The following is a 22,319-nucleotide window of genomic DNA, read 5'->3' as shown; positions in this document are numbered from 1 at the left end:
CTCTTGCACTCGGGTAAAACGTTGTTTTACTTATCCTCGCTCAGGGTCGTTAGCTCAGCTGGTAGAGCAGCGGACTTTTAATCCGTTGGTCCCGCGTTCGAATCGCGGACGACCCACCACTTCTTGTTTTGATATGTAAAATGTATTTTACAAAAACCTGTTAGAGGTTAAAGCCTAAAGAAAATCATAGATTTTCTCTTGCGCTCGGGTAAAACGTTGTTTTACTTATCCTCACTCAGGGTCGTTAGCTCAGCTGGTAGAGCAGCGGACTTTTAATCCGTTGGTCCCGCGTTCGAATCGCGGACGACCCACCAAATTCTAAAAAGCCTCATCAACAATGATGAGGCTTTTTTATTGGGTATCATATAAATTATATATGTCTAAAAAATGACAAAACCGATTGAATGACTTCAAGCACTCTTGCTCAAAGTCATACTTTGCTTTCATTATAAAAATGCTTCTAATACCGAGTTTAAAAAGATATGCCCTTGTTCAGTACAAGCAATTTTGGTTGGATCAGCAACCAGTAATTTTTTGTCACGTAAATTATTTAAGGTTTCACTTAAATCCTTCAAATCAAGTCCAGTCCGTTGCGTATACAACTCGGCATTTACGCCTTGATTTAAACGCAATGCATTCATCATAAACTCGAACGGCAATTCCTCAGCTTCAATACGTTTCATTTGCACGTGGTCGGCTGGAACTTTGGCTAAATAATCTTTTGGTAAACGGGTTTTTTGAAAACGATAAACCCCATCAGGATAAGTGACTTTGCCATGTGCCCCTGCTCCGATTGCCAAATAGTCACCGAACTGCCAATAATTCAGGTTATGTGTGGAGGGCAATTCTTTACGCCATGCCGAAACTTCATAATTGACATAGCCATTGGCTTTTAAATACACCTCACCTTGTTCTTGGATATACTCTAAAACCTCGTCTTTAGGTAATACAGGCTGAGTACGGAAGAAAACTGTATTGGGTTCAATGGTCAGTTGATACCAGCTAATATGCGTCGCACCTTGCTCTACTGCGAGTCTAAGATCCGTTAATGCTTGTTCTTGTGTTTGCTGTGGCAAACCATGCATCAAATCGACATTGACCCGTTCAAAACCCGCTTGTCGCGCTTGTTGGATGGCATCCAGTGCATTATTTGCTGAATGAATCCGCCCTAAGCGTTGCAAATGTTCCGTATCAAAACTCTGTACACCAATCGACAAACGATTGATTCCCGCAGCTAAATAATCTGCAAATGGATCATGTTCAACCGTGCCTGGATTGGCTTCTAAGGTAATTTCACAACCCGCTTCAAAATTTAAACGTGCTTTTAGCTGTTCAAAAAGCCATGTATAACCTTGGGCAGAAATGAGAGATGGCGTTCCCCCACCAATAAATACACTATGAATTGAACGTCCTTGCACCATTTCCACTTGCGTTTCAAAATCAGCCACCAATGCAGCCAAATATTGCTGCTCTAAATCCATGGATAATTGCCCATCAGGTACGGCATGTGAGTTAAAGTCACAATAAGGACATTTACGCACGCACCATGGCATATGGATATACAGTGAAAGTGGGATATTTGCTGGGTTTAAATGACTCAAAGTACAGGCTCAATAACAGAACCTTGTTATTTTAACACGACTCCCATTCCTACTTGTTATCATCTATTGATTTAAATGCCTTATTTATATTTGTATAACATTTGATTGTACTATTAAAAGCAATTGGAATATCTACTCAATAAAAACAATTAGAATATCTATTCAATCAATACAAACCATTTTAATTGCAAGGAGAAATTAAATTAGGGGCTGTAGTAGATTAGCATTGTGATAATCTACTTTTATGAAGATAACTAGATGTAAATTAAATAGAAAAATTCAAATAAAGCTATTAGAGTTTTTCATTGCTGAAGTTATCGCTAGAACTGCCGCTGATTTATTGGGAATTCAACCTAATTCCGCAGCACTGTTCTATAGGAAAATTCGTCAAATCATTATATTTCACCTTGACCAAGATACCATTGAAGGATTCAAAGGACAGATTGAATTAGATGAAAGCTATTTTGGTGGAGCACGTAAAGGAAAGCTTGGTAGAGGTGCTGCTGGAAAAGTGATTGTTTTTGGTTTACTCAAGCGTAATGATAAAGTCTATACGGTTATAGTTCCTGATACTAAATCAAGTACCTTAATGCCTGTAATATCGAATAAAATCACTCCAGATAGTGTTGTTTATACAGATCACCGGCATAAGTTATAATGCTTTGGATGTTGCAGGATTTAGCCATCATCGGATCAATCATTCAAGTCATTTTGTTGATGGTCAGAATCATATCAATGGGATTGACCGAAATGCCTTTCCGTTGTTTATTAAAGAATGTGAGTTTAGATTCAATTATGTCAGTCCAAAACAACAGCTTAAAATGCTATTAAAATGGACCGAAATTTAACTTTATCTACTACAACCCCTTAAATTATTATCTTAATATAAAGGCATATAATAACAGAAATCCAAGCCCCCTATTTATTAATTAAAAATTATTAACAATCACACATCTTTGTTGAGATAGAATAAATTATTATATACATTGCACCCTGCTAGATTTTGTACTTTTTATGTTAACAATCCAAAATTAAATAGATACTAAATGCTACATTTAGTATTCATTATTATAAAATCTAAAATAATTCTTATTACCCCAGGAGAGAATAAGTGAAATATATACTATTTCTTATCACAACTTTATTTGTTCAACCCACATTACAGGCTCAAAATTATCCAGTATCAGATCATTCATTAAAAGGTTCAAAAATAAAAACTTATCATGTAAAATGTTCAAACCAAAATATTTCACTCATTCGAGTTGATACTACTGAAAATAAGATCTGCCTTGAACGGCAAACCCCATCTAAAACAGCACTCCGAACTTGTATTTTATCTAACACTCAAAAGTTGAACAGTGATACACAGATATTAATAAAGAAAGCATGTCATCAATAAAACTATACAATCTAAAAACAGCACTCCAAACCTACATTTTATCTAATACTCAAAAGTTGAACAGTTGCATGCAGAAATTAATAAAGAAAGCATGTCATCAATAATACATATTATATATCTAAAAGAGAAGAATTTTATTATGAGTAGAAATCTATATATTAGTTCACTGATCATATCAGGTTTTTTATTACCAACTAGCATATCAAATGCCTTTAAACCGAATGAAACACTTCATGGTCATAAAAAAATTACCTTAGGTGTCCTAGATCATGGTTATAGCTATGGTACTTTGGGCGTTGACAAATTCAAGACTAAATTAAGTGATGGTCGAGAGGTTGCATTTACAACTGAAGCCGCTGAACATGTTTTTCAGGGTAATCGTTCCACCGATCAGGCATGGGCAAGTTTTAAAGTAAAAGGAGAAAAAATTGATTTGGTTGGAGAACTCAGCAATCCTGTTGCCCATTGTGATGATGAGCTCATTGACGAATGTAGGCAACGAATTGTAAAACTTAAAGATTCTGTTATACAAAAACTTCAACAATACATTCAGACAGAAAATCCACAGACATTAGGTCATGCACGAGGCGATTTAGGAAAAGCGTTACATACAATTCAAGACTTTTATGCACATAGTAACTATGCTGATCTCAATAACAATAGTCATTTTTATCAGGCTTTAACCCTAACCCAATCCATTCAAAGTTGGGGAAAAACAGCTGATGTCTGCCAACCGAGAATTTACAGCTTACTAAAACCTGTCGGAGGGTTTTCCTCCAATGGTGGAAATTATGTATTAGCAGCCAATGGTCTCAATACATCACGCTATACCACAGGCTATTTTACCCATCGTTCATTCGCTGGAGTTTCAACTGCTGCTGATGAAAATGGTGTCAAATGTGATCATGGTGTAGAAATAGCCCCTATGTGGCTTTCTGGTATTGCAAAAGATGTTCCTTATGCTCCTCTGGACAATGATGAAGATCTGAAAAAACGTCCAGCCCCAACGCCTATACATGCCCGTGCATCTTATCAAGCTGCTTTACACACCAATGAGTTTTTAAAACAGGTGATTCAGGATATCCGTAAAACGGGTACGCTCGCCCAACAAGATGACATGATTAAAGCACTTCTTGGGATTGAAGATGAACCTCTTTATGGTTTTATCATTGATGATACTGGTAGTATGAGTGCTATCATTACAGGAATTAAAAACCAAATTCAAAAGCTAATTGATCGAATTATTGAGAATAGTTCTACAGACACAACGAGTGTGCAAGAGAAACAATTCTTAATGGTGTCTTTTAATGATCCGAATGTAGGTGAAGTCAAAATAGGAAATGCAGAAGCAATCAAAAATGCCGTTGGTGCTTTGTATGCTCATGCAGGCGGCGATTGTCCAGAAAAAGCCAATACTGGTATTTTAAAAGCTGTTCAAAAAGCACCAACTAAAAGTCGCTTATTTGTATTTACGGATGCGTCATCTAATGATGGTGAACTTGCCAGTCAAATTATAAACTTAGCAAAAGATAAGGAAATTACCATTTCTTACGCTGTCTCTGGTTCATGCTCTCCAATTGATCCAAGTTACCATGCAGTTGCAAATGCGACAGGTGGGCAAGTTATTCTTGTCGATCACAATAGTCAATCTGTTGAAGCCGTTTTTACTTCAATCGACATTGATCATTTATCAAACCAGACACAACCTGTACTCATTACATCAGGAGAAACCAACAAAGATATACGCTTTGATCTATATGTTGAAGATAATACCGATCGTTTATCTATTCTCGTGAATGCCAGTGCAGGAAACATTCGTTTTATTTCTCCAAGTGGACAAGTAATCAGTTCCGATAAAGTTCAAATCCATGAATTTATTGGAGGAAAAGGATTAAAAGTTACCAAACCAGAAGTAGGAAAATGGACAATCCAGATTACAACCAACGGAATTAGCCAATATGATATTCGTGCGGATATTTCTAGTCCTAGTTATATTAAATCAATTAAATTCTTAGATCCCATACCTACGGGTAAGTTTGAACATGAAGGCTATCAAGTCTTTGGTCATGAACCAGTCATTGGGGAAAACCGTATTGAAGTCATGTTCTCCAGCCCAATGAAAGAGGCCACTGCCATTTTAATTGATCGTAATGGTGTAATACAAAAGCAAGTTCCTCTCCAGAAAGAAGATTCTGAGAACTTTGCAGCCCATACCTCTATTACAACAGCATTAAGTCATATAACTATTCAGGCAATTGATACTAAAGGCAATCACTATCAACGTGTTTATGGTGCACAATTCACGCCTAAAGAGTTTAAGCTCGAATTAATAGATAGCTCGGAATTAATGCCAAACAATACTGGACAGTTACGTTTTAAAGTCACAAATCTGGCTGAAAAAAATGAATTTACAGTGAACGCAATATCTGATCATGTAAAAATTGATTCTATTGACCATAAAAAAATCGTGTTAGAGCAAAACATTGATCAAATTTTTACTGTTAATCTGAATACTGAAAATACAAGTCTAGGTGACTCGCATAGTGTTCTCATTAGTGTAAAAGATAAACAAGGAGAGGTTCAATATTTTAACTATGTCTTTACATTAGATCAGGATACAGATGGAGACGGTATTTCAGACTATATCGAGCAAGGAGGTTACGGACAGAATCTCGAATTTGATGGTAACAATGACGGTATTCCCGACTGGAAACAAGCCAATGTTGTATCATTATTTTCACGACAAAAACGAGGCTATTTTACTTATGCTGTTCCAAACGGTGTAAACTTCCAAAAAGTAACATCTATTTCCCTAAATGATTTAGAAGCAAAAGACTATCCATATGATCTGACTCGATTTGACCTCGTTAGTACTACTGATAAAGACATCAAAGTTCAATTATTCTTACATTATAATGTTATCGCGGCAGGTTATCATGCATTTGATCAAGACTTAAATAAGAGTCAGGAACTAAACACAAATCATACAGGTCAATATTTAAGTTTTACCTTAACCAACAATTTATCAGATTCAAATGATAAAATATCTCATATTGGAGGTCTAAAAGAAGTACAATTCTCAGAACACAAAGAACATGCTGAACCTAAACCACCAAGCGTAAAGAAAAGTAAATCTGGTAGTTGGTCTTTCACAGCATTACTCGCTTTATGTTCACTCCTCTTATTACGACGAAAAATAAAATAGAATCTATAATCATTAAAAAGTGTTATTGATGATTCATTCAACACAAGATAGGTCTCTTGTCTAAAGAGAGCTATCTTTTAGCTAGATGATCAAAAATATATTTCTGTGTAAGAGTAGCGAGGTAAATATGCAAAATAAAAATAATTTATTGGCTATAATCAGTTTATCAAGTTTCTCTATGGGTATATACGCACAGCAATTACAGAGCTTGGCACAACAACTCAATATAGACGAGATCACTGACGCAAGATGTATTGCAACCTTATACTCATCACAACAGCACAGGTTAGGTATCATCGCAGATGGCCATCAGTTATTCCTCAGTCTACCAAACTCAGGACTACTTAAATTTTCAAATATCGAATATGGAATTCAACCAGAATTGGTCTTTATCAATACTCAGCCAGAATTCATTTATGAAGTAAAGCTGATGAACTTTCAAAGAAGTTCAAACTCTTATACAGCATCGCTTTATTTATATCGTAAAAATCTAGGTAAAATGGCCCAACTTCAACTTAAACAATCCGTTATCTTTTCAGAAAATTGCTCCAAAGGAAAATTTGGCTCTGTCTTTTATCAACGATCTTCATTCTCAAAACTCACTCAATTTTTATTTTTCCGTCATTGATATCTCTGCAATATAACTCAGTTATTGATCTATTTTAATACTTTACTATTGATCCCTTATCATCATCACATGATTCCGTTAGACTATCGACATAACCTATAATGATTTAAAAAAATGATGAAAATTTCTAGCCAATTGCTCCTTTTTCTCCCTCTCGCATTAGGGGTCGGTGTGGCGATGGCTTTTCAAACTGCGATTAATGCGCAACTCAGAGAATATTTAGATTCTCCACTCCAAGCCGCATTTCTGTCATTTTTGGTTGGCACAGTCATCTTGGCATTTTTAGTGTATTTTCAAAGTGCGGCAAAACCAGATTTAAATGAACTTTCACAGATTCCATGGTTTTTATGGATTGGCGGATTGCTAGGGGTTTATGCGATCAGTATGAGCATTTATACTGCGCCCAAACTGGGGTTTCTGACATTTTCAGGTTTGGTCATCTTCGGACAAATGGTTATTTCAATGTTATTAGACCATTTTGGTTGGTTGGGTACAGATAAAACGCCGATCAATTGGCAACGTCTCCTTGGCAGTATCGTGATTTTTATCGGTGTTTTACTCACGCTACAGCGTTAATTCTTTCAGAGTATTTTTAGTGTCCCATATCACCAGCACACGGTTTGAACTTAAACAACTGTTTCATTTAATGTTACCTATCCTAATGACACAGTTTGCTCAGGCAGGCTTTGGCCTTATTGATACCATTATGGCAGGGCACTTATCTGCCGCTGACCTTGCAGCCATCGCGGTGGGTGTCGGTTTATGGATGCCGATTATGCTGCTATTTGCAGGCATCATGATCGCAACCACTCCACTTGTCGCAGAAGCGAGAGGTGCTAAAACCCCTGAAAAAATCCCGACCATTGCCCGTCAGTCACTATGGGTTGCTGCGATCCTCGGCCTGATCGCAATGTTGATTATGCAAGCCATGCCATGGCTATTACCTGTATTTGGGGTCCCTGAAAGTTTAATACCGAAGGCCAGTTTATTTTTACATGCCATTGGTTTTGGTATGCCTGCGGTGATGATGTATGCCGCTCTACGCAGTTATTCTGAAGCTTTAGGTCATCCTCGCCCCGTCACAGTGATTAGCTTAGTCGCACTGGTCGCACTGATTCCATTGAATCTGATCTTTATGCACGGCTTTGGGCCAATTCCCGCTTTAGGCAGTGCAGGCTGTGGCTTTGCTACTGCGATTTTACAATGGTTAATGCTCATCAGTTTAGCCCTTTATATTTCTAAAGCAAAAGCCTACCAACAAGTTCCGATTTTCACAAAATGGGAAAAAATTGATCCAACATGGGCAAAACGAATTTTATTCTTAGGTTTACCGATTGGGTTGGCTATTTTCTTTGAAGTGAGTATTTTTAGCACAGGTGCGTTGGTATTAAGCCCTTTGGGGGAAAATGCGATTGCAGCACATCAGATCGCGATCTCGGTCACCTCGGTTTTGTTTATGATCCCGCTATCTCTCGCGATCGCCTTAACTATTCGTGTCGGGATGTATTATGGTGAGAAAAACTGGCAGGCCATGCGCCAAGTTCAAAAAATTGGACTGATGAGTGCCACCTTCTTTGCAGCATGTACCATGACCCTGATCGCGATCGCTCGACCTTATATTGTGGCAATCTATACCACCGACCTGAATGTGGTTCCTGTGGCAATGTATTTACTCTGGTTTGCAATGGCCTATCAATTGATGGATGCATGGCAAGTCAGTGCTGCTGGTTGTTTACGTGGCATGCAAGATACTCAGGCACCGATGTGGATTACCTTAGTGGCTTACTGGGTGATTGCTTTCCCGATCGGCTTATATCTGGCTCGTTATACCGCTTGGGGCGTGGCAGGCGTTTGGCTAGGGCTAATTATTGGTTTAAGCATTGCCTGTGTATTCTTGATTGGACGTTTATATTTAAATAATAAACGTTTGGCTCATTTATAAAATTCGCACATGATTGATGAGATCACCCCGTACAGCCATAAAGTATAGGAAAAATCAGTTAGAGCTCATCGCGAACGTCTATGATATAAATAAGCGAGAATCAACCGTTCATATCTCCCAACAAAAGGGAAGTTGGCACGATGATGTTTGCTGTCCCTACACTGACTGCCATGCTGAATGGGATGAGTGATACACAAAGATTCAGGTTATCTGATCATGGGAAAATGCTATTGGATATTCAATGGCACAGCGCAGCACCTGTCATTGAGAAACTTAAACAGTGTGCAAAATAATGCGGGGCTATCCATGCCACTTTCACAATAGTAAATTTTAACAAGACTCATTTTTTGATGGATAAGGCTTACATGACTTAACATTTTGTTATAGGCAATTTAAGTTTTGTCACCTATGATCAAGAGATCACTTTGAAACCTGACTAAATAAGGTGCAACCGCCATGGCAAAACATGCAAGCTCTCCCAGTAAACGTTTTTTTAAACTGGCTGGCATGACCGCAAGTATTGCCAGCAAAAGTGTTGCCAATTCGATTCGAAATCTCACCGCAGATGAAGAACAAAAAAATGCCGCGCGTAGTCAATTCTTTCAAGAAATCGGCCTACAAATTGCCGATACGCTTGGAGAAATGAAAGGTGCGGTCATGAAAGTTGGGCAAATCGCTTCACAATACAAAGATATTTTTCCACCTGAAGTCGCCAAAGCAATCGCAAAACTACAACGCCAAGCCCCTGCAATGCCCTTCGCTGAAATTCAACAACAAGTTGAAAAAGAATTGGGCAAACCGTTAAAGCAGATTTTTAGTTCCTTTGAAACTGAACCTTTTGCAGCCGCTTCAATTGGACAAGTACATCGTGCGGTATTGCCCAATGGACAAGCGGTAGTCGTCAAAGTGCAATATCCTGGGGTTGACCAAGCCTGTGAAAGTGATTTAAAGCAAGTTCGCTTAGCTTTACGCTTGATGGGTGTTTTAAAAATAGATAAGAAGCTGCAAGACCAACTGTTTCAAGAGATCCAAGACAGTCTCTCCGCTGAACTGAATTATGAAATCGAAGCACAAAACCTAGAAGTGTTTCGAACCTTCCATGAAAATTTGGATGACCAAATCATCATTCCAAGCGTTTTCAAAGAATATTCTTCTCGCCGAGTGCTGACTTTAAGTCTAGAACAAGGTGAATCTATTGAAACTGCAAGCACATGGTCAGTTGAAACGCGCAATCAAATCGGTCGTCGCTTGATTCGTGCTTTAGGTCAAGAAATGTTTTTCTTAAAACGTTTCCATTGTGATCCCCATCCAGGCAATTTTGCTTTCAAAGAAGATGGCAGTGTCATTATTTATGACTATGGCAGTGTTAAAACACTATCTCCTGAAATCATTCAGCATTTTAAAGCACTGGTCAATGCAGCCCGCCACGAAAATATTGCCCAAGTCGAAGATCTACTGGTTGAACTGCACTCGATCGCTGAAAAGCAAAAATTCCCAAGTGAACTATATGTACAATGGATCGAAATTCTATTACGTCCATTAAGCACACATTATGACTTTGCGGAAAATTCATCGCATCATGATGGCATGCGTCTGGTGAAAAAGTCGTTAAAATATTGGGATGTATTTAAACCGTCTCCCGATACCTTAATGGTGAACCGTACCATTTCTGGGCATTACTGGAACTTAATTCACCTTAAAGTACATGACAATCTAAATGACCTTTTTGAAGAATTAGTCCCGAATTATTAAAATAAATTCCCCTTTGCTGATCCATCGTTCAGGGGAAATCTATTCATCTCAAACCGAATTGAAATGACAGCTTGAAATAGATTTGATTGACGCCATATATTGTTATGTTATAACATCCATATCAATAATAGGAGTATTTCAAATGCGTAAAGATATTCATCCAGCTTATCAACAAGTGCTTTTCCATGACACCAATGCTGATGCTTACTTTTTGATTGGTAGTACACTTCAAACCAAGCAAACGAAAGAGTATCAAGGTAAAGTCTATCCTTATGTCACCCTCGATATCTCAAGTGCATCTCATCCGTTCTATACAGGTGAAGTACGTCAAGCAAGCAATGAGGGTCGCGTTGCAAGCTTTAACAAACGCTTTGCACGTTTTAATCGCAAGGCTTAATCTTATTTTAAGTTTCATTGATTAAACTAAACATATTCGAAGTCTAAGGTTATCTCCTCCTCTTAGGCTTCTTTTTTTATGTCTCAATTTTATGTGTTAACAACAATCAGCAGCGGTTTAGCCAATAGAAGCAAACCCAATTGGTATTTAAGATAAAATTAAAAATACATCGTATTTTCTAAGGCTGAAACTAGGCCGTACTTAACCATTGGTGCAAACTCATACCCAAAATTGTAAACAACAATGATCCGAGCACATGGATCATAATCGCTGCGCCAGCATAGCCTAATTTACCACTTTGCAATAAGGCAAGAATTTCAGCAGAAAAGGTTGAGAAGGTCGTGAGTGCGCCACAAAACCCAGTAATTACAAACAGTTTGTAGTTGGGACTCAAAGAACTTTGAGAAAAATACGAAATCGCAAAACCAATAATAAAGCCACCAACAAAATTAACAGTGACCGTACCCAAGGGAATATTCGGAAAGATAGGATTAAGTTTTAAACTAAGAAACCAACGTAACCATGCGCCGAGTACAGAACCCATTGCAATTGAAATTAAGGAATAATACATGATGACTCCAAAATCAAGTTTGGAGAAGAAAAAGTATTCGGCATGGATTGATCAATATTTTTATGAGAGATTTTCATCTGCGAACTCTAAAATAAGAACAGAGCACGCAAAAGCTACGCCCCTCTGTTCAGGGTCACGTAGGCATCATTAGCCGATATGGCGGTTTGTTACAGGAGGAATACCATCTCCTTTATTTGTCTAAAATAACATAATTTTTAGACAACTCAACCGCTCTTTTGAGTTGTGATGAAACTGTGTATAAGCATTCAGTTATCCACAGTTTCATCATGTTATGATGCTCACATTCATTTTATGCACATGGAATTTTAAAATGGCTCAAACATTATTAGCGCAATTAAAAGAAGGTTCTGCAAAATTTGCAGATGTGTTGGCATTTATTGAAGCACGTTATCAACATAGCCCAACGGCTTTTCAAAATGGCGCGCAATTTAATGCTGCGACAGAAAACCAAGGCAGTGCCAAAGTATTTTCTTTTGCCAAAATCGAAGGTTTAAGTGCTGAAGATACTTTAAACTTATTTGCAGAACACTATGCGTCTGTACTGGCAACACCTGAAGCAACAGATCACCAAAATATCCGTCAGTTTATGCAAAATGGCTGGGATGGCGTAAAGTTTGAAGGCGAAGCCTTAACTGCACGTTAAGATTAAAAAGCAGGAAGGCTATTCCCTTCCTGCTTAGCCATACAATCATCCATTGACAAGTATCGCTGTCAAAATCCCCATCGCCAGCAAATAAAACGTAATCGGTAATGCCAGAAACCAAAACTTTGCCCAAGCATTGGTATTAAACACTGACGTTGCTGCTCTATAACTCACCCAACATGACCAAAACATAAAAGGAATGACCACAAAGTTCAGAATGGATGAGTTTTCATAAGCATCAAGATAACTGCTATAGATCAATGTCTGTACTATTGTGACAATAATAACAGGCAAAGCCGCCACCAAAGATTGTAAAGCCCAAATATGCCGAGCGAGTTGTGGGTCTGCCTCTTTCGCGCCTGAAAATTGTAAACGCTTTTTATACCACCAACCATGTATCAACCAGACCAGTACAGCAGAGATCGTTCCCATCCCTAAAATGAGGAACCAATAACTCCACCAAGCATCTGTAACATCAAGCATGAACGAGGTACGACTTCCAAATTCTGCTTTAAGCAAATTTTGATCGACTCGATCCATTACAGAAAACATGCCAATTAAATAGGCAGCGATCATAATACTGCGATGATGATAAATTGCTGGCAGGGAAAAAAACCTCTTGGGTTGGAAGAACAGCATCCATAAGTTTTTAAATGAAAATGGTAAAATTTCTTTTTGCTCTTGTTTCTCTAAAGATAATTCAGTATTCATAAATACACTTAATAAATTGATTTAAAATATTTTATTTTGCTAATAATAACCAATGTCGCATAGAAAAAGAAGTTGAACTTTATCATCTGATAAAATAGCCTACACATTCTGTCACAAAACATTTATCAATTTATACTCAATGGCTGGGATGGTTTGAAATTTGAGAGTGCAGCGTGAAGAGTGAAATCATTTAATATAATCATCTAAGTCGATTTAACATGTCTTTGAAAGACCACATCGCATAACATGCGAAATAACGATTATTTGAATAAAAATAGCTGAGGGAAATAATGTCCATTCAACAAAATGATCTATCAAAAAAACTACGACATATTACCTTAGAAGCCCAAGGGCTTAATCAAAAAAGACCTTTTGGCTCAGGAAAAGCAGCAGTCCTTTCTACCTTACAACAACTTGGGTATGTACAAATCGACACTTTATCTGTTGTTGCACGGGCACATCATCATACTTTTTGGACACGAATTGCAGATTATCAACCGCAATGGCTTGATCAATTGGTCGCAGAACGTCAGATATTTGAATACTGGTTTCATGCCGCATCCTATTTGCCGATGCAAGACTTTCGATATGCTCTCCCTAAAATGTTAAGCATTAAAAATGGTGAGTCTCGCTATTATAAAGCGGATATTCAAGTCATGCGCAATGTATACGATAAGATCCGTATCGATGGCCCGCAAAAAGCCAGAGATTTTGAGAGCTTAAGTAAAAATAACAGCAGTTGGTGGAATTGGAAGCCGACAAAAATCGCCCTTGAGCAGCTCTTTATGCAAGGTGATTTAATGATTTGCGCCCGAAATGGCATAGAAAAAGTTTATGATCTGAGTGAAAGAGTGCTTCCGAGTACAACCAATACAACGCCACCCACTGCATTAGAATATGCTAAATATCTAGTCAAAACCTATCTTAGAGCGTATGGCTATACCAGTATCAAACAAATAACACATTTGAAAAAGGGACAACTATTACGCCAAAATGTTGAAAAAATTCTAAGTCAAATGCTTGAAGACAAAATCATCCAAAAGTTGCAAATACACGAACTGCAAACGATCTATGTACTCACTGATTTATTCGAAAAAACATATAATACAGATCATCTAAGCCTTTCTTTACTTTCACCTTTTGACAATTCCATTATTCATCGTGAACGCGTAAAAGCGTGTTTTGACTTTGATTTTCGCCTTGAGTGTTATACCCCCCAAGAAAAAAGAAAATATGGTTACTTTTGTTTACCTATTTTGTTTGGCGATGTCTTCGTTGGTCGAGTTGATTGCAAAGCTCACCGTAAAAGTGGTCAGTTTGAGTTAATTCATCTACATATCGAAAATACCCAAATAGATATGGCATTGTGGCTCACCCCCTTTCTCAACACACTACACCGTTTTGCACGTTTTAATCAGTGCGAGTCCATTTATGTCTCGCGAATTAGTCCACTTGAATTATCTAGCACGATCCGCGAGTTTATTGAAATGACTGAGATGACGTAAACGTTGAAGGTAAAACCATAATGGCAAACAATAAAAATAGGAGATGTGCCCCTATTTTATTGATTCATTATTGCTAAGGTCTTGCAAGTTGATGTAAATCCGTCGTTAAACTATAAAAATCCCCGCCCATTCTTCCGACACTATCCGATTGCTGTTGATCAATCATCACACCATCCCATAAACGATCATCTACATATATTGATTTCACATCGAGCAAAGCCACTGTTCCACCTGATGGCAGTGAACTCAATTGAATCACCTCTCTCAGCTGACACTCATAGCGAATCAAGGCATCTTTAACAGATAAAGGCTGTACTTGATGGCTCGGACACGATTCAATCTCAGCAAAATCAAATTCGCTTTGTTCTGATGGAAGTGCCGCACAAGATAAATTCATCTTTTCAAGCAATTGAGAATTCACGATATGCACCACACATTCATTGGTATCGATTAAATTTCTCAAGGTATCTTTATCCTTGCCATTTCTAGGATTTACTTGTGAATACCAAAGAATAGGAGGATTACAACTTGCCACATTGAAAAAGGAATAAGGTGCAAGATTGGCGACCCCATCAGCAGATAAAGTACTGATCCACGCAATCGGTCGAGGCGTAATCCCCCCATTTAACAAACGATAGATTTCATTTGTCTCTAATTTCGCTATCTCAAAAATCATAATCAAACACTTCTTTAAGGACGCTCAGCATATTGTGGTAACGCATCGGCTATGCAGTCCCACTCAGCTTTAGATGCAGTGAAGATATGCATACTTGGTTTTTGCTGTAAAGGCGTATCTAAAGTGCCGATTCTTAAGCGATAATGTTCAGGCGTATCGGTTTTAATACTTATGATTGGAGAACCACATTCAGCACAAAAACAACGTTGTGTGGTTTCAGTGGACTGAAACTTTTTGAGTAAATGCTCACCTTGTGTAATTTTAAAATCAGTGATTTTGATCGGCGCATTGGTCGCAAAGGCTGTTCCATTTGCTTTACGGCAGCGTTGGCAATGACACTGGATGATCTCTCCAATTTCACCATGAATCTCATAATGAATCCCATCACATAAACAACTGCCATGATATACAGGCGAAGTCTGAGACATTTTTCATTCCTTAAATGAATTTTCATGTAAAAATATAGGCGAGATCAGCACACCATGCAAATCGCGAATAGAAATAAATAGCCAGCTAAACCTTTTGATCCAGTACCGCCCGTGCACGCGCATGATCAATATCCTTTTCCCAATGCGCTATCGCAACAGTTGCCACACAGTTCCCGATGAGATTGGTACAAGCACGTACAATCCCGATAAACCAATCGACTGACAGTAACAATACCAAACCAATGGTCGGTAGACTTGGGATAACAGATAACGTTGCCGCTAGAATGACCAATGCAGAGCCAGGAATTCCATGTGCACCTTTTGAAGTCACCAACGAAACCAGTAAAATTGCCATCAGATCATGCATCGATAAATCAATATTGCAGGCCTGCGCAATAAAAATAACCCCCAGTGTTAAATAGATAGAAAATCCATCTAAATTAAAAGAGTAACCTGTTGGAATAACCAAGCCAACCGTCGAGTCCTTAATCCCCAGATTTTTCAGTTTCTTCATGATTTGTGGCAGAACAGAATCAGAAGATGCTGTACCCAATACGATGGACAACTCATCTTTAAAATAATTCAGAAATTTAAAAATATTCAGCCCTGCGAATTTAAGAATCCCACCTAAAACAATCAGCACAAATAAAATACAAGTCACATAAAACAATAAGACCAAATAACCGAGTTGGACCAGTGAATCGACACCAAACTTTGCAGTGGTATAAGCCACTGAACCAAATACCCCAATCGGTGCTAGGCGTATGATCAAGCCCATCATTTTAAAGAACACTTCAGAAAATGCTTCAAGTGCCTGACAGACCAAATCAGCCAAATGTTTTGGAATAAGCAGCAATGCTACCCCAAACAAAATCGCAATCAGTAGAACCTGTAAAATGTCACCACTGGCAAATGCATCGACGAACGTTTTTGGAATAATGTGCAGGAGAAAATCAGATCCCGTACTCATCGTATGTGCACGTTCAGTGTAGACACTTAAGTCCTTTCCATCGAGTTTACTGATGTCAATATTCATGCCGACACCAGGTTTAAACACATAAGCAATGACGATGCCTAAAACCAGCGCGATACTGGTCACAATCTCAAAATACAAAATCGTTTTTGCACCGACCTTTCCCATTTTCTTGATGTCATTGGCACCATAGAGGCCGAGCACCACGACACAGAAAACAATCGGCGCGATCAACATCTTAATCAGGGAAATAAAACCATCGCCTAAAGGCTTCAATGCCAAAGAAAAATCGTGAAAGCTAATCCCAACAATAATGCCCAGAATTAATGCAAGAACCACCTGAAGGAATAGACTGGATTTAAGCTTTTGCCACATTGTAAATTCATCAGTAAAAAGATAAATCTCAACAGTGCAAGAAACCCGCCAACCTATAAAAATAAAGGATATTTAGAACATGAAAAATATACAAAATTAGAGAAGTGCTTTAAAACACATCAGATCGCATGAATATGCTCCAATAGATGATGCACACCTTCACCTGCCGCACGTCCTGTCGCAAAACACGCCGTCAATAAATAGCCACCTGTTGGTGCATCCCAATCCAGCATTTCACCACAACAGAACACATAAGGATTGGATTGCAACTGTAGTTGTGGTGACAAAACGGCTTGCTTGACCCCACCCGCACAGCTAATCGCTTCCTCTATCGGGCGGAATCCGTCTAAACAAATGCTGAGCTGTTTCATATGCTGAGCCATTTGCTTTACATCTGACCACACACTTTTATCGATGACTTCACGCAGTAGATTAATTTTCACATGATCCAAGCCCGCTTTGCGCCAAACATTGGTGAGTGACTGTTTCTTATTGGCCTGTAGTTTTTTTTCTAATTGCTCAAGACTCACATCGGGCAGTAAGTCCAAATAAAGCTGTAAATTTTGCTTCTGAGAAATTTTGGTTCTTAAATCACGCCCCAACTTGTAAATCACACCACTTTCAAAGCCATAATGGGTAATCACAATATCACCATGTGTCTTGTGCTCAGGTGCTACCCACGCATCTACGCGTTTAAGTGGCTGACCAAAACAATCCTGCATAAACGGCGACCATGCTTTCAGGACACCTGCATTGCTGGCTTGGAATGGCTCAACCTCATCATTCAACAACCATTGCTGCCATACCCCATCGCTACCCAATTGCGACCATGACACCGCACCACAGGCCAACACAATCGCATCATAAGCGGTGGTAAAACGTTGGCTTTGATTTTCGATGGTCAATTGATTATTGGATAAATCCACGCAGCGATGCCGATAATGGAACTTGACGCCATCTGCCATTAATCGCTTTAACCATGCCCGAAGTAAGGGTGCAGCTTTCATTTCTACAGGAAACACCCGACCCGAGCTGCCAATATAGGATTCAATACCGAGGCCTTTCATCCAATCTTGAATCCACTGGGCATCCCATTGTTTGACCCAAGCTGCCAACCATTCAGCATGATCATAACGCTGTATAAAGGTCTCAATCGGCTCAGCGTGGGAGATATTCAAGCCTGTTTTGCCTGCCATCAGAAACTTGCGTGCAGCCGAAGGTTTTTGTTCAAACACGTCGATTTCATAGTCATATTGACTGAGAACTTCCGCTGCCATTAAACCTGCTGGTCCCGCACCAATAATGGCAATGCGCTTAGGCATCATGCTTCTCTTGTGTATTTTGTCCTTGTAGAGGTGCGAAATCATCAAAACGAGTTGAGTAGCCTTGGGGCTTGGTAATAACCAACTGTTGGCATAGCTCACCACGTTCTAAATATTTAATTTCAAAATGCGTTCGCGCAGCGTCCGCTGCAATTTTCTGTTTCTGATACGGCAGTTTCCACACCTCAATTAACTGCTGTTCTGCTTCATCAATATATTCAGGAATATTACTCGCCAAGGTAATCGTGCCATTGGTTTGAAGACGAGAAAGGAGAAACTCAAAGAATGGCATATTCAACCAACGTTGTGCTGGATTATGCGGTTCTGGGTTTGGGTATAAAATAAAAAATTGTTCAACCTGCGCTGGAAATAAGGCATGTACCACCCAAGGCAGCGCGTCAGCATGAATAGGATGTAAATGTTCACGCGCTTCAAGCTGATGCTGTTTTTGCATTGCCACAAATTTTTCTTTGGTACGTTCAATGGCGTATAAGGTTTTTTGCGGATTTTCACCTGAAAATAACAAGGCATGTTTGCCTTTACCTGCACCAATTTCAACACAAATCGAAGTGTCTGGAATCGTGATAAAATCACGTGGTGCTTGCATACGTTGTGCTTGAAATTGACGAATCGACATAATCCCATCAAACTATCTATAAATCGGCATAAGTCTATCAACTGACTTTAGTTTTGCCTAATCTATTTAGGGTCTGTTAACATTTCACCTTACGAGCTATAGCTCTCATTGCGACAGAGGGCTTTTTTTAGCTGATGCAAGGCATGACTTATGAAATTTAGCTATTCTAAATGAATAAGGCATAACGCAGTAGCAGCAAAAAATACCCCTGTCCCATAGGGTTATGACTAAAACTTCCCTAAACTTCGTTATGAAACTTGACAAGGGAGTCGCCATTGCCTACGTTTCATGCCTTGTTTATGTCGTTTTAGCTAATAACGCAATGCATGGCTGAAATGTCAACAAACCCTCTTGCTTTTAGGAATTTTCTATGTCTATACCGCGTACCTTTCCCTGCCCTCGTTGTGGAGAAGCCAGCATTTGGGAAGGCAATGCATTTCGTCCCTTTTGCTCTGAACGCTGTAAAATGATTGATTTAGGTGCATGGGCCAGTGATGCATATAAAATCCCGACTCAAGAATCTCCTCAAGCGGATGTAAAACGTGGTGAAGATGAGTATGAAGATTAATCTTCTCTCTCGCTAGACCCAAATTCGATTCAGTACATCAAGCCAGTTAAGCCAACAAAATTTTTCAATCAATTCACTGAATGACGTTGCTGCATTCGTTCAATGAGCTGATGCAGACTGGTGACATCTTTAAGTTTTGTAAACAGGCTTGCGCTAAGATTGTGTTCGATACTTGTGATTTTTGTTCAAATTTTAGAATTGAGTACAGCACAATCTAGCACCCACCGACCACGTATAGAATAATAACGATAAAAATTAAATAGATAATTCAATAAAAATGAAGCAATAAAAACTTACACATTTTAAATGTGTGAATTACATCACAGTAATTTACTTTTCTATGATGCTATGCAAATCTTAATCGCATGTTGTATTGATAACCAAATAGGGTTTAAGCCCAGAAACCTGTACATCATGCTGATGCAATCGCATTTTTTGCGATCAGCTCATTTTTATAAAAAATATTTAAATTTAACAGGATGTGAAAATGAATAATAATATCCCCTATCAACTTAAAGTTTTGGCAACACAAATTGATCCTCATTTAGATCAAGATTGGCAGCTCACATTACAAACATTATTTTCCAACATTTCTCCACAAGATCGTGAGAACATTTGCCAACACATCCTACAACCCAAGAAAATCCACTGGAATAGAAAAGACAATACCTTTTCATCCCTGACAAAACCTGACCTAAATACCCTGAGTGAGAAAATTCGCTATCCCTATATCAAAATATTGCTCAACAAGATTATAGATTCTTTAGAGCGGCTCAAGCATTACAATGACATTTACGAAATATCAGACTATCTTGAGAATATTTTAAGCCAAATTAACAACATAGATACTGAAGATGATTTCGATCTGCAAGCGCAGAAAAACCAGATTCTAAAAGAATTTATCTATGTCGCCGCACAAATAATCTTAGCAAAACCGCATATCGCGCTTCCAAACAACCATCGGCATATTCATAGCGATATGATCAAAATCTTTATTGCCGAGGTCTTTCTCAAACAACAACTGTTAAAATATTCTTTTAATATTCTTCGCTCACCTCAATTAAGAGAAGAAAAGAACCATATCCTTAAATACTTTCTATATAAACAACAAAAAATCAAACAACTCGATATCATCAAAACGTCTAAATACATATTCGCACTTGCGCCAAGCACAGAAGGCATGGTCAGTACCTTTTCGATTCGACGATTTTTACAAGAAGAACAATTTGAAAACTGTGAAAATATCTATGTGAACGCTGCAATTCTACATCTAGATCAAATCGATGATATTTCACACCATGAACAGTTCCAATGGCAGATCAACCACATCGTTACTATTGATAAACAAGTCAACCACTATGTTTCAGATATTGTGCGCAATATCGAACTATATACCCATAAAGAGTTACTTCCCTTTTTAATGCAACCACTCCATCCGAACGGAATATTTATTGAAAAACTGGTAGAACAGCGGTTGATCGATTTTGAGCAAAAATTATGTCGCAATATCCTTGAGCCGATTGCGGATGCCCTAAAACATTCGATTCATCACACAGACGAATGTAATTATCTATATATCAGTATTAAACAAACATTGGATGATGTGATTCGGCATTTTATTACGTTCCAATCACAACCCTCGATCATCTGCAATAAGCAGGTTCAACTTTTCGTTGCACGACTCAAATCCTATGCAACACTGCTACAAAAAAGACATGCCGATATCTTCACGGTATTTTCTTATGATGAATGGAAAAAGCATCATGCAGAAGCACTTGAGCCAACCAACATTCTGAAAGATATTAGTGCGCACTCCTTACAAGAATATAAGGATGCGTTTTCGGAACTAAAAGAAAATCAGCGACAACTCAAACAAAGCGTTACGTTTTTGAACAAGCTATTTAATAAACCACAAAAAATAAAGGACAACATCCTCAAACTAAAAGAGAAAACCTCACAAATTAAAAAACATGCGCATCAAGAAATCATGCGTATGCAACGACGTTTTCCATCACTTATTGTCTATTTAGAGTTTGAATCACTGATCTCGGTGAATCACAAAGAGCGACATTATGCCTTTCCAACAGGCGATAATGGCATTACCCGTTTGCCGATTTTGATTCAAATTCCAGAGGACAAAGCCTCTTTTGATTTACAAAGCATTTGTAATAGTTTGAATTTTGATATGAGTCTAGCCAATCAGAAGTGGCTTGAAACCATTTGATCTGCGTACCAATGTGTTTGGAATATGCTTCTGTATAAATCGCAAACTTTATACAGAAGCAAACATCGACGGCTTAACCCGCTTTACTGGCAACGAATGGATTAAATTGCTTTTCATAGCCAATGCTACTGATTGGGCCATGACCTGAAATAAATTGTGTTTCATCTGGCAGGCTAAAACATTCACGTTGAATTGAATCCAACAATTGCTGATGATTGCCACGTGGAAAATCAGTTCGTCCAATTGAACCCTTAAACAGCACATCGCCTGTCCAAAGCAAACCATGTTGCGCGTTGTAGAACATGACATGGCCGGGGGTATGACCGGGTGCAAAACGTACCTCGAACTCATCATCCCCCAGTTTAAGCACCTCACCACCCTCTAACCATTGATCTACTTTGACAGGTTGTGGAATCGGGAAACCGTAACGTGCTGAAACTTCTTGAATCATGTCTAACCAAAACTGGTCTTCTTTATGCGGACCAATCACAGGGATTTTCCATGTTTCAGCAAGCTCCCCCACTGCTCCAGCATGATCGAGATGCCCATGTGTTAACCACAATGCTTTGACTTTTAAACCTAAAGTTTCTACTTCTTTTTTAAGCACAGCCGCGTCACCACCTGCATCAATCAAAACAGCTTCTTTACTGTCACTATCCCACAGGATAGAACAATTTTGAGCAAATGCAGTAACAGGGACGATTTTGACTTGCAGCATAGAAACCTCTGGCGAAATAAAGA

General features: G+C 38.6%; 20 protein-coding genes, 2 tRNA genes, 2 pseudogenes and 1 riboswitch. Of the genes and pseudogenes, 14 read left to right on the top strand and 10 right to left on the bottom strand.

The window, feature by feature from the left end:
• Positions 1 to 43: 43 nt before the first annotated feature.
• Both MMP72_RS03130 and MMP72_RS03125 read left to right on the top strand, forming a co-directional pair.
• Positions 44 to 119, top strand: a tRNA-Lys gene (locus MMP72_RS03130).
• 119 nt (positions 120 to 238) lie between these two features.
• A tRNA-Lys gene (locus MMP72_RS03125) sits at positions 239 to 314 on the top strand.
• A 132-nt stretch (positions 315 to 446) separates the two neighbouring features.
• Here the strand turns inward: MMP72_RS03125 and hemW are convergent.
• Positions 447 to 1,601 (bottom strand): radical SAM family heme chaperone HemW, encoded by a 1,155-nt coding sequence (hemW, locus tag MMP72_RS03120; protein ID WP_241314416.1) that lies wholly within the window; start codon positions 1,599 to 1,601, stop codon positions 447 to 449.
• Between the two features lie 244 nt (positions 1,602 to 1,845).
• Here hemW and MMP72_RS03115 point away from each other — a divergent pair.
• From MMP72_RS03115 to MMP72_RS03080, 8 genes and pseudogenes are all read left to right on the top strand, one after another.
• Positions 1,846 to 2,449: pseudogene (locus tag MMP72_RS03115) on the top strand (IS1595 family transposase).
• A gap of 615 nt (positions 2,450 to 3,064) precedes the next feature.
• Positions 3,065 to 6,205: a hypothetical protein gene (locus MMP72_RS03110; protein WP_241314414.1), complete on the top strand. Its 3,141-nt coding sequence runs from the start codon at positions 3,065 to 3,067 to the stop codon at positions 6,203 to 6,205.
• A 127-nt stretch (positions 6,206 to 6,332) separates the two neighbouring features.
• On the top strand, positions 6,333 to 6,833 hold the full coding sequence (locus tag MMP72_RS03105; RefSeq protein ID WP_241314412.1) for a hypothetical protein: 501 nt from the start codon (positions 6,333 to 6,335) through the stop codon (positions 6,831 to 6,833).
• Positions 6,834 to 6,947: 114 nt separating this feature from the next.
• Positions 6,948 to 7,409 carry a DMT family transporter gene (locus MMP72_RS03100; RefSeq protein WP_241314410.1) on the top strand — a complete coding sequence of 154 codons (462 nt, stop codon included), beginning with the start codon at positions 6,948 to 6,950 and terminating at the stop codon, positions 7,407 to 7,409.
• A 19-nt stretch (positions 7,410 to 7,428) separates the two neighbouring features.
• On the top strand, positions 7,429 to 8,775 hold the full coding sequence (locus MMP72_RS03095) for an MATE family efflux transporter (protein ID WP_241314408.1): 1,347 nt from the start codon (positions 7,429 to 7,431) through the stop codon (positions 8,773 to 8,775).
• 140 nt (positions 8,776 to 8,915) lie between these two features.
• The gene (locus tag MMP72_RS03090; RefSeq protein ID WP_241314406.1) at positions 8,916 to 9,068 is read left to right on the top strand and encodes a hypothetical protein; all 153 of its coding nucleotides are present in this window, start codon (positions 8,916 to 8,918) and stop codon (positions 9,066 to 9,068) included.
• Between the two features lie 163 nt (positions 9,069 to 9,231).
• Positions 9,232 to 10,527: an AarF/ABC1/UbiB kinase family protein gene (locus MMP72_RS03085; RefSeq protein ID WP_241314404.1), complete on the top strand. Its 1,296-nt coding sequence runs from the start codon at positions 9,232 to 9,234 to the stop codon at positions 10,525 to 10,527.
• A 142-nt stretch (positions 10,528 to 10,669) separates the two neighbouring features.
• Positions 10,670 to 10,924, top strand: a complete 255-nt coding sequence (locus tag MMP72_RS03080) for a type B 50S ribosomal protein L31 (protein WP_241314402.1) — start codon at positions 10,670 to 10,672, stop codon at positions 10,922 to 10,924.
• 190 nt (positions 10,925 to 11,114) lie between these two features.
• Here the strand turns inward: MMP72_RS03080 and crcB are convergent, their stop codons facing one another.
• Positions 11,115 to 11,495 carry a fluoride efflux transporter CrcB gene (gene crcB, locus MMP72_RS03075; protein WP_241314400.1) on the bottom strand — a complete coding sequence of 127 codons (381 nt, stop codon included), beginning with the start codon at positions 11,493 to 11,495 and terminating at the stop codon, positions 11,115 to 11,117.
• A 131-nt stretch (positions 11,496 to 11,626) separates the two neighbouring features.
• Positions 11,627 to 11,693, bottom strand: a riboswitch (Fluoride riboswitch).
• Positions 11,694 to 11,826: 133 nt separating this feature from the next.
• On the opposite strand from crcB, the gene MMP72_RS03070 reads away from it, so the two are divergent.
• Positions 11,827 to 12,159 (top strand): HopJ type III effector protein, encoded by a 333-nt coding sequence (locus MMP72_RS03070; RefSeq protein WP_241314398.1) that lies wholly within the window; start codon positions 11,827 to 11,829, stop codon positions 12,157 to 12,159.
• A 45-nt stretch (positions 12,160 to 12,204) separates the two neighbouring features.
• Here MMP72_RS03070 and MMP72_RS03065 read toward each other — a convergent pair whose 3' ends face one another.
• A complete protein-coding gene (locus MMP72_RS03065; protein WP_241314396.1) occupies positions 12,205 to 12,870 on the bottom strand; it encodes a hypothetical protein in 666 nt (221 codons plus the stop codon).
• 290 nt (positions 12,871 to 13,160) lie between these two features.
• Here MMP72_RS03065 and MMP72_RS03060 point away from each other — a divergent pair, with 290 nt between their 5' ends.
• A complete protein-coding gene (locus MMP72_RS03060) occupies positions 13,161 to 14,375 on the top strand; it encodes a crosslink repair DNA glycosylase YcaQ family protein (RefSeq protein WP_241314394.1) in 1,215 nt (404 codons plus the stop codon).
• Positions 14,376 to 14,448: 73 nt separating this feature from the next.
• Here MMP72_RS03060 and MMP72_RS03055 read toward each other — a convergent pair whose 3' ends face one another.
• From MMP72_RS03055 to MMP72_RS03035, 5 genes are all read right to left on the bottom strand, one after another.
• Positions 14,449 to 15,051, bottom strand: coding sequence for a flavin reductase family protein (locus tag MMP72_RS03055; protein WP_241314392.1), 603 nt, complete (start codon positions 15,049 to 15,051; stop codon positions 14,449 to 14,451).
• Positions 15,052 to 15,065: 14 nt separating this feature from the next.
• A complete protein-coding gene (locus MMP72_RS03050) occupies positions 15,066 to 15,479 on the bottom strand; it encodes a GFA family protein (RefSeq protein ID WP_241314390.1) in 414 nt (137 codons plus the stop codon).
• A gap of 85 nt (positions 15,480 to 15,564) precedes the next feature.
• Positions 15,565 to 16,827, bottom strand: a complete 1,263-nt coding sequence (gene dctA, locus MMP72_RS03045; RefSeq protein ID WP_241314388.1) for a C4-dicarboxylate transporter DctA — start codon at positions 16,825 to 16,827, stop codon at positions 15,565 to 15,567.
• A 119-nt stretch (positions 16,828 to 16,946) separates the two neighbouring features.
• Entirely contained in the window at positions 16,947 to 18,149 is a 1,203-nt protein-coding gene (locus MMP72_RS03040) for a TIGR03862 family flavoprotein (protein ID WP_241314386.1), read from the bottom strand.
• A complete protein-coding gene (locus MMP72_RS03035) occupies positions 18,142 to 18,786 on the bottom strand; it encodes a tRNA (guanine-N(7)-)-methyltransferase (protein ID WP_241314384.1) in 645 nt (214 codons plus the stop codon). The genes MMP72_RS03040 and MMP72_RS03035 overlap by 8 nt, the downstream gene beginning before the upstream one ends.
• A 376-nt stretch (positions 18,787 to 19,162) precedes the next feature.
• Here MMP72_RS03035 and MMP72_RS03030 point away from each other — a divergent pair, with 376 nt between their 5' ends.
• A complete protein-coding gene (locus tag MMP72_RS03030) occupies positions 19,163 to 19,354 on the top strand; it encodes a DNA gyrase inhibitor YacG (protein WP_241314584.1) in 192 nt (63 codons plus the stop codon).
• A 12-nt stretch (positions 19,355 to 19,366) separates the two neighbouring features.
• On the opposite strand, the pseudogene MMP72_RS03025 reads toward MMP72_RS03030, so the two are convergent.
• Positions 19,367 to 19,503: pseudogene (locus MMP72_RS03025) on the bottom strand (peptidase); the annotation flags it as partial.
• A 338-nt stretch (positions 19,504 to 19,841) separates the two neighbouring features.
• On the opposite strand from MMP72_RS03025, the gene MMP72_RS03020 reads away from it, so the two are divergent.
• The gene (locus MMP72_RS03020) at positions 19,842 to 21,578 is read left to right on the top strand and encodes a hypothetical protein (protein WP_241314382.1); all 1,737 of its coding nucleotides are present in this window, start codon (positions 19,842 to 19,844) and stop codon (positions 21,576 to 21,578) included.
• Positions 21,579 to 21,651: 73 nt separating this feature from the next.
• Here MMP72_RS03020 and MMP72_RS03015 read toward each other — a convergent pair whose 3' ends face one another.
• Positions 21,652 to 22,296: an MBL fold metallo-hydrolase gene (locus MMP72_RS03015; RefSeq protein WP_241314380.1), complete on the bottom strand. Its 645-nt coding sequence runs from the start codon at positions 22,294 to 22,296 to the stop codon at positions 21,652 to 21,654.
• Positions 22,297 to 22,319: the final 23 nt, after the last annotated feature.

The organism is Acinetobacter sp. NIPH 2699, from assembly GCF_022549355.1.
In the GTDB taxonomy this organism is placed as follows: domain Bacteria; phylum Pseudomonadota; class Gammaproteobacteria; order Pseudomonadales; family Moraxellaceae; genus Acinetobacter.
Note: the sequence above shows the minus strand (reverse complement) of the source record. Positions and strands in the feature narration are given on the sequence as shown.

What these genes read in the sequence shown, in the direction of transcription:
- MMP72_RS03105 (WP_241314412.1), top strand. Translation starts at nt 6,333, where the DNA reads ATGCAAAATAAAAATAATTTATTGGCTATAATCAGTTTATCAAGTTTC.
- MMP72_RS03100 (WP_241314410.1), top strand. Translation starts at nt 6,948, where the DNA reads ATGATGAAAATTTCTAGCCAATTGCTCCTTTTTCTCCCTCTCGCATTA.
- MMP72_RS03090 (WP_241314406.1), top strand. Translation starts at nt 8,916, where the DNA reads ATGATGTTTGCTGTCCCTACACTGACTGCCATGCTGAATGGGATGAGT.
- MMP72_RS03085 (WP_241314404.1), top strand. Translation starts at nt 9,232, where the DNA reads ATGGCAAAACATGCAAGCTCTCCCAGTAAACGTTTTTTTAAACTGGCT.
- MMP72_RS03080 (WP_241314402.1), top strand. Translation starts at nt 10,670, where the DNA reads ATGCGTAAAGATATTCATCCAGCTTATCAACAAGTGCTTTTCCATGAC.
- crcB (WP_241314400.1), bottom strand. Translation starts at nt 11,495, where the DNA reads ATGTATTATTCCTTAATTTCAATTGCAATGGGTTCTGTACTCGGCGCA.
- MMP72_RS03070 (WP_241314398.1), top strand. Translation starts at nt 11,827, where the DNA reads ATGGCTCAAACATTATTAGCGCAATTAAAAGAAGGTTCTGCAAAATTT.
- MMP72_RS03065 (WP_241314396.1), bottom strand. Translation starts at nt 12,870, where the DNA reads ATGAATACTGAATTATCTTTAGAGAAACAAGAGCAAAAAGAAATTTTA.
- MMP72_RS03060 (WP_241314394.1), top strand. Translation starts at nt 13,161, where the DNA reads ATGTCCATTCAACAAAATGATCTATCAAAAAAACTACGACATATTACC.
- MMP72_RS03055 (WP_241314392.1), bottom strand. Translation starts at nt 15,051, where the DNA reads ATGATTTTTGAGATAGCGAAATTAGAGACAAATGAAATCTATCGTTTG.
- MMP72_RS03050 (WP_241314390.1), bottom strand. Translation starts at nt 15,479, where the DNA reads ATGTCTCAGACTTCGCCTGTATATCATGGCAGTTGTTTATGTGATGGG.
- dctA (WP_241314388.1), bottom strand. Translation starts at nt 16,827, where the DNA reads ATGTGGCAAAAGCTTAAATCCAGTCTATTCCTTCAGGTGGTTCTTGCA.
- MMP72_RS03040 (WP_241314386.1), bottom strand. Translation starts at nt 18,149, where the DNA reads ATGCCTAAGCGCATTGCCATTATTGGTGCGGGACCAGCAGGTTTAATG.
- MMP72_RS03035 (WP_241314384.1), bottom strand. Translation starts at nt 18,786, where the DNA reads ATGTCGATTCGTCAATTTCAAGCACAACGTATGCAAGCACCACGTGAT.
- MMP72_RS03020 (WP_241314382.1), top strand. Translation starts at nt 19,842, where the DNA reads ATGAATAATAATATCCCCTATCAACTTAAAGTTTTGGCAACACAAATT.
- MMP72_RS03015 (WP_241314380.1), bottom strand. Translation starts at nt 22,296, where the DNA reads ATGCTGCAAGTCAAAATCGTCCCTGTTACTGCATTTGCTCAAAATTGT.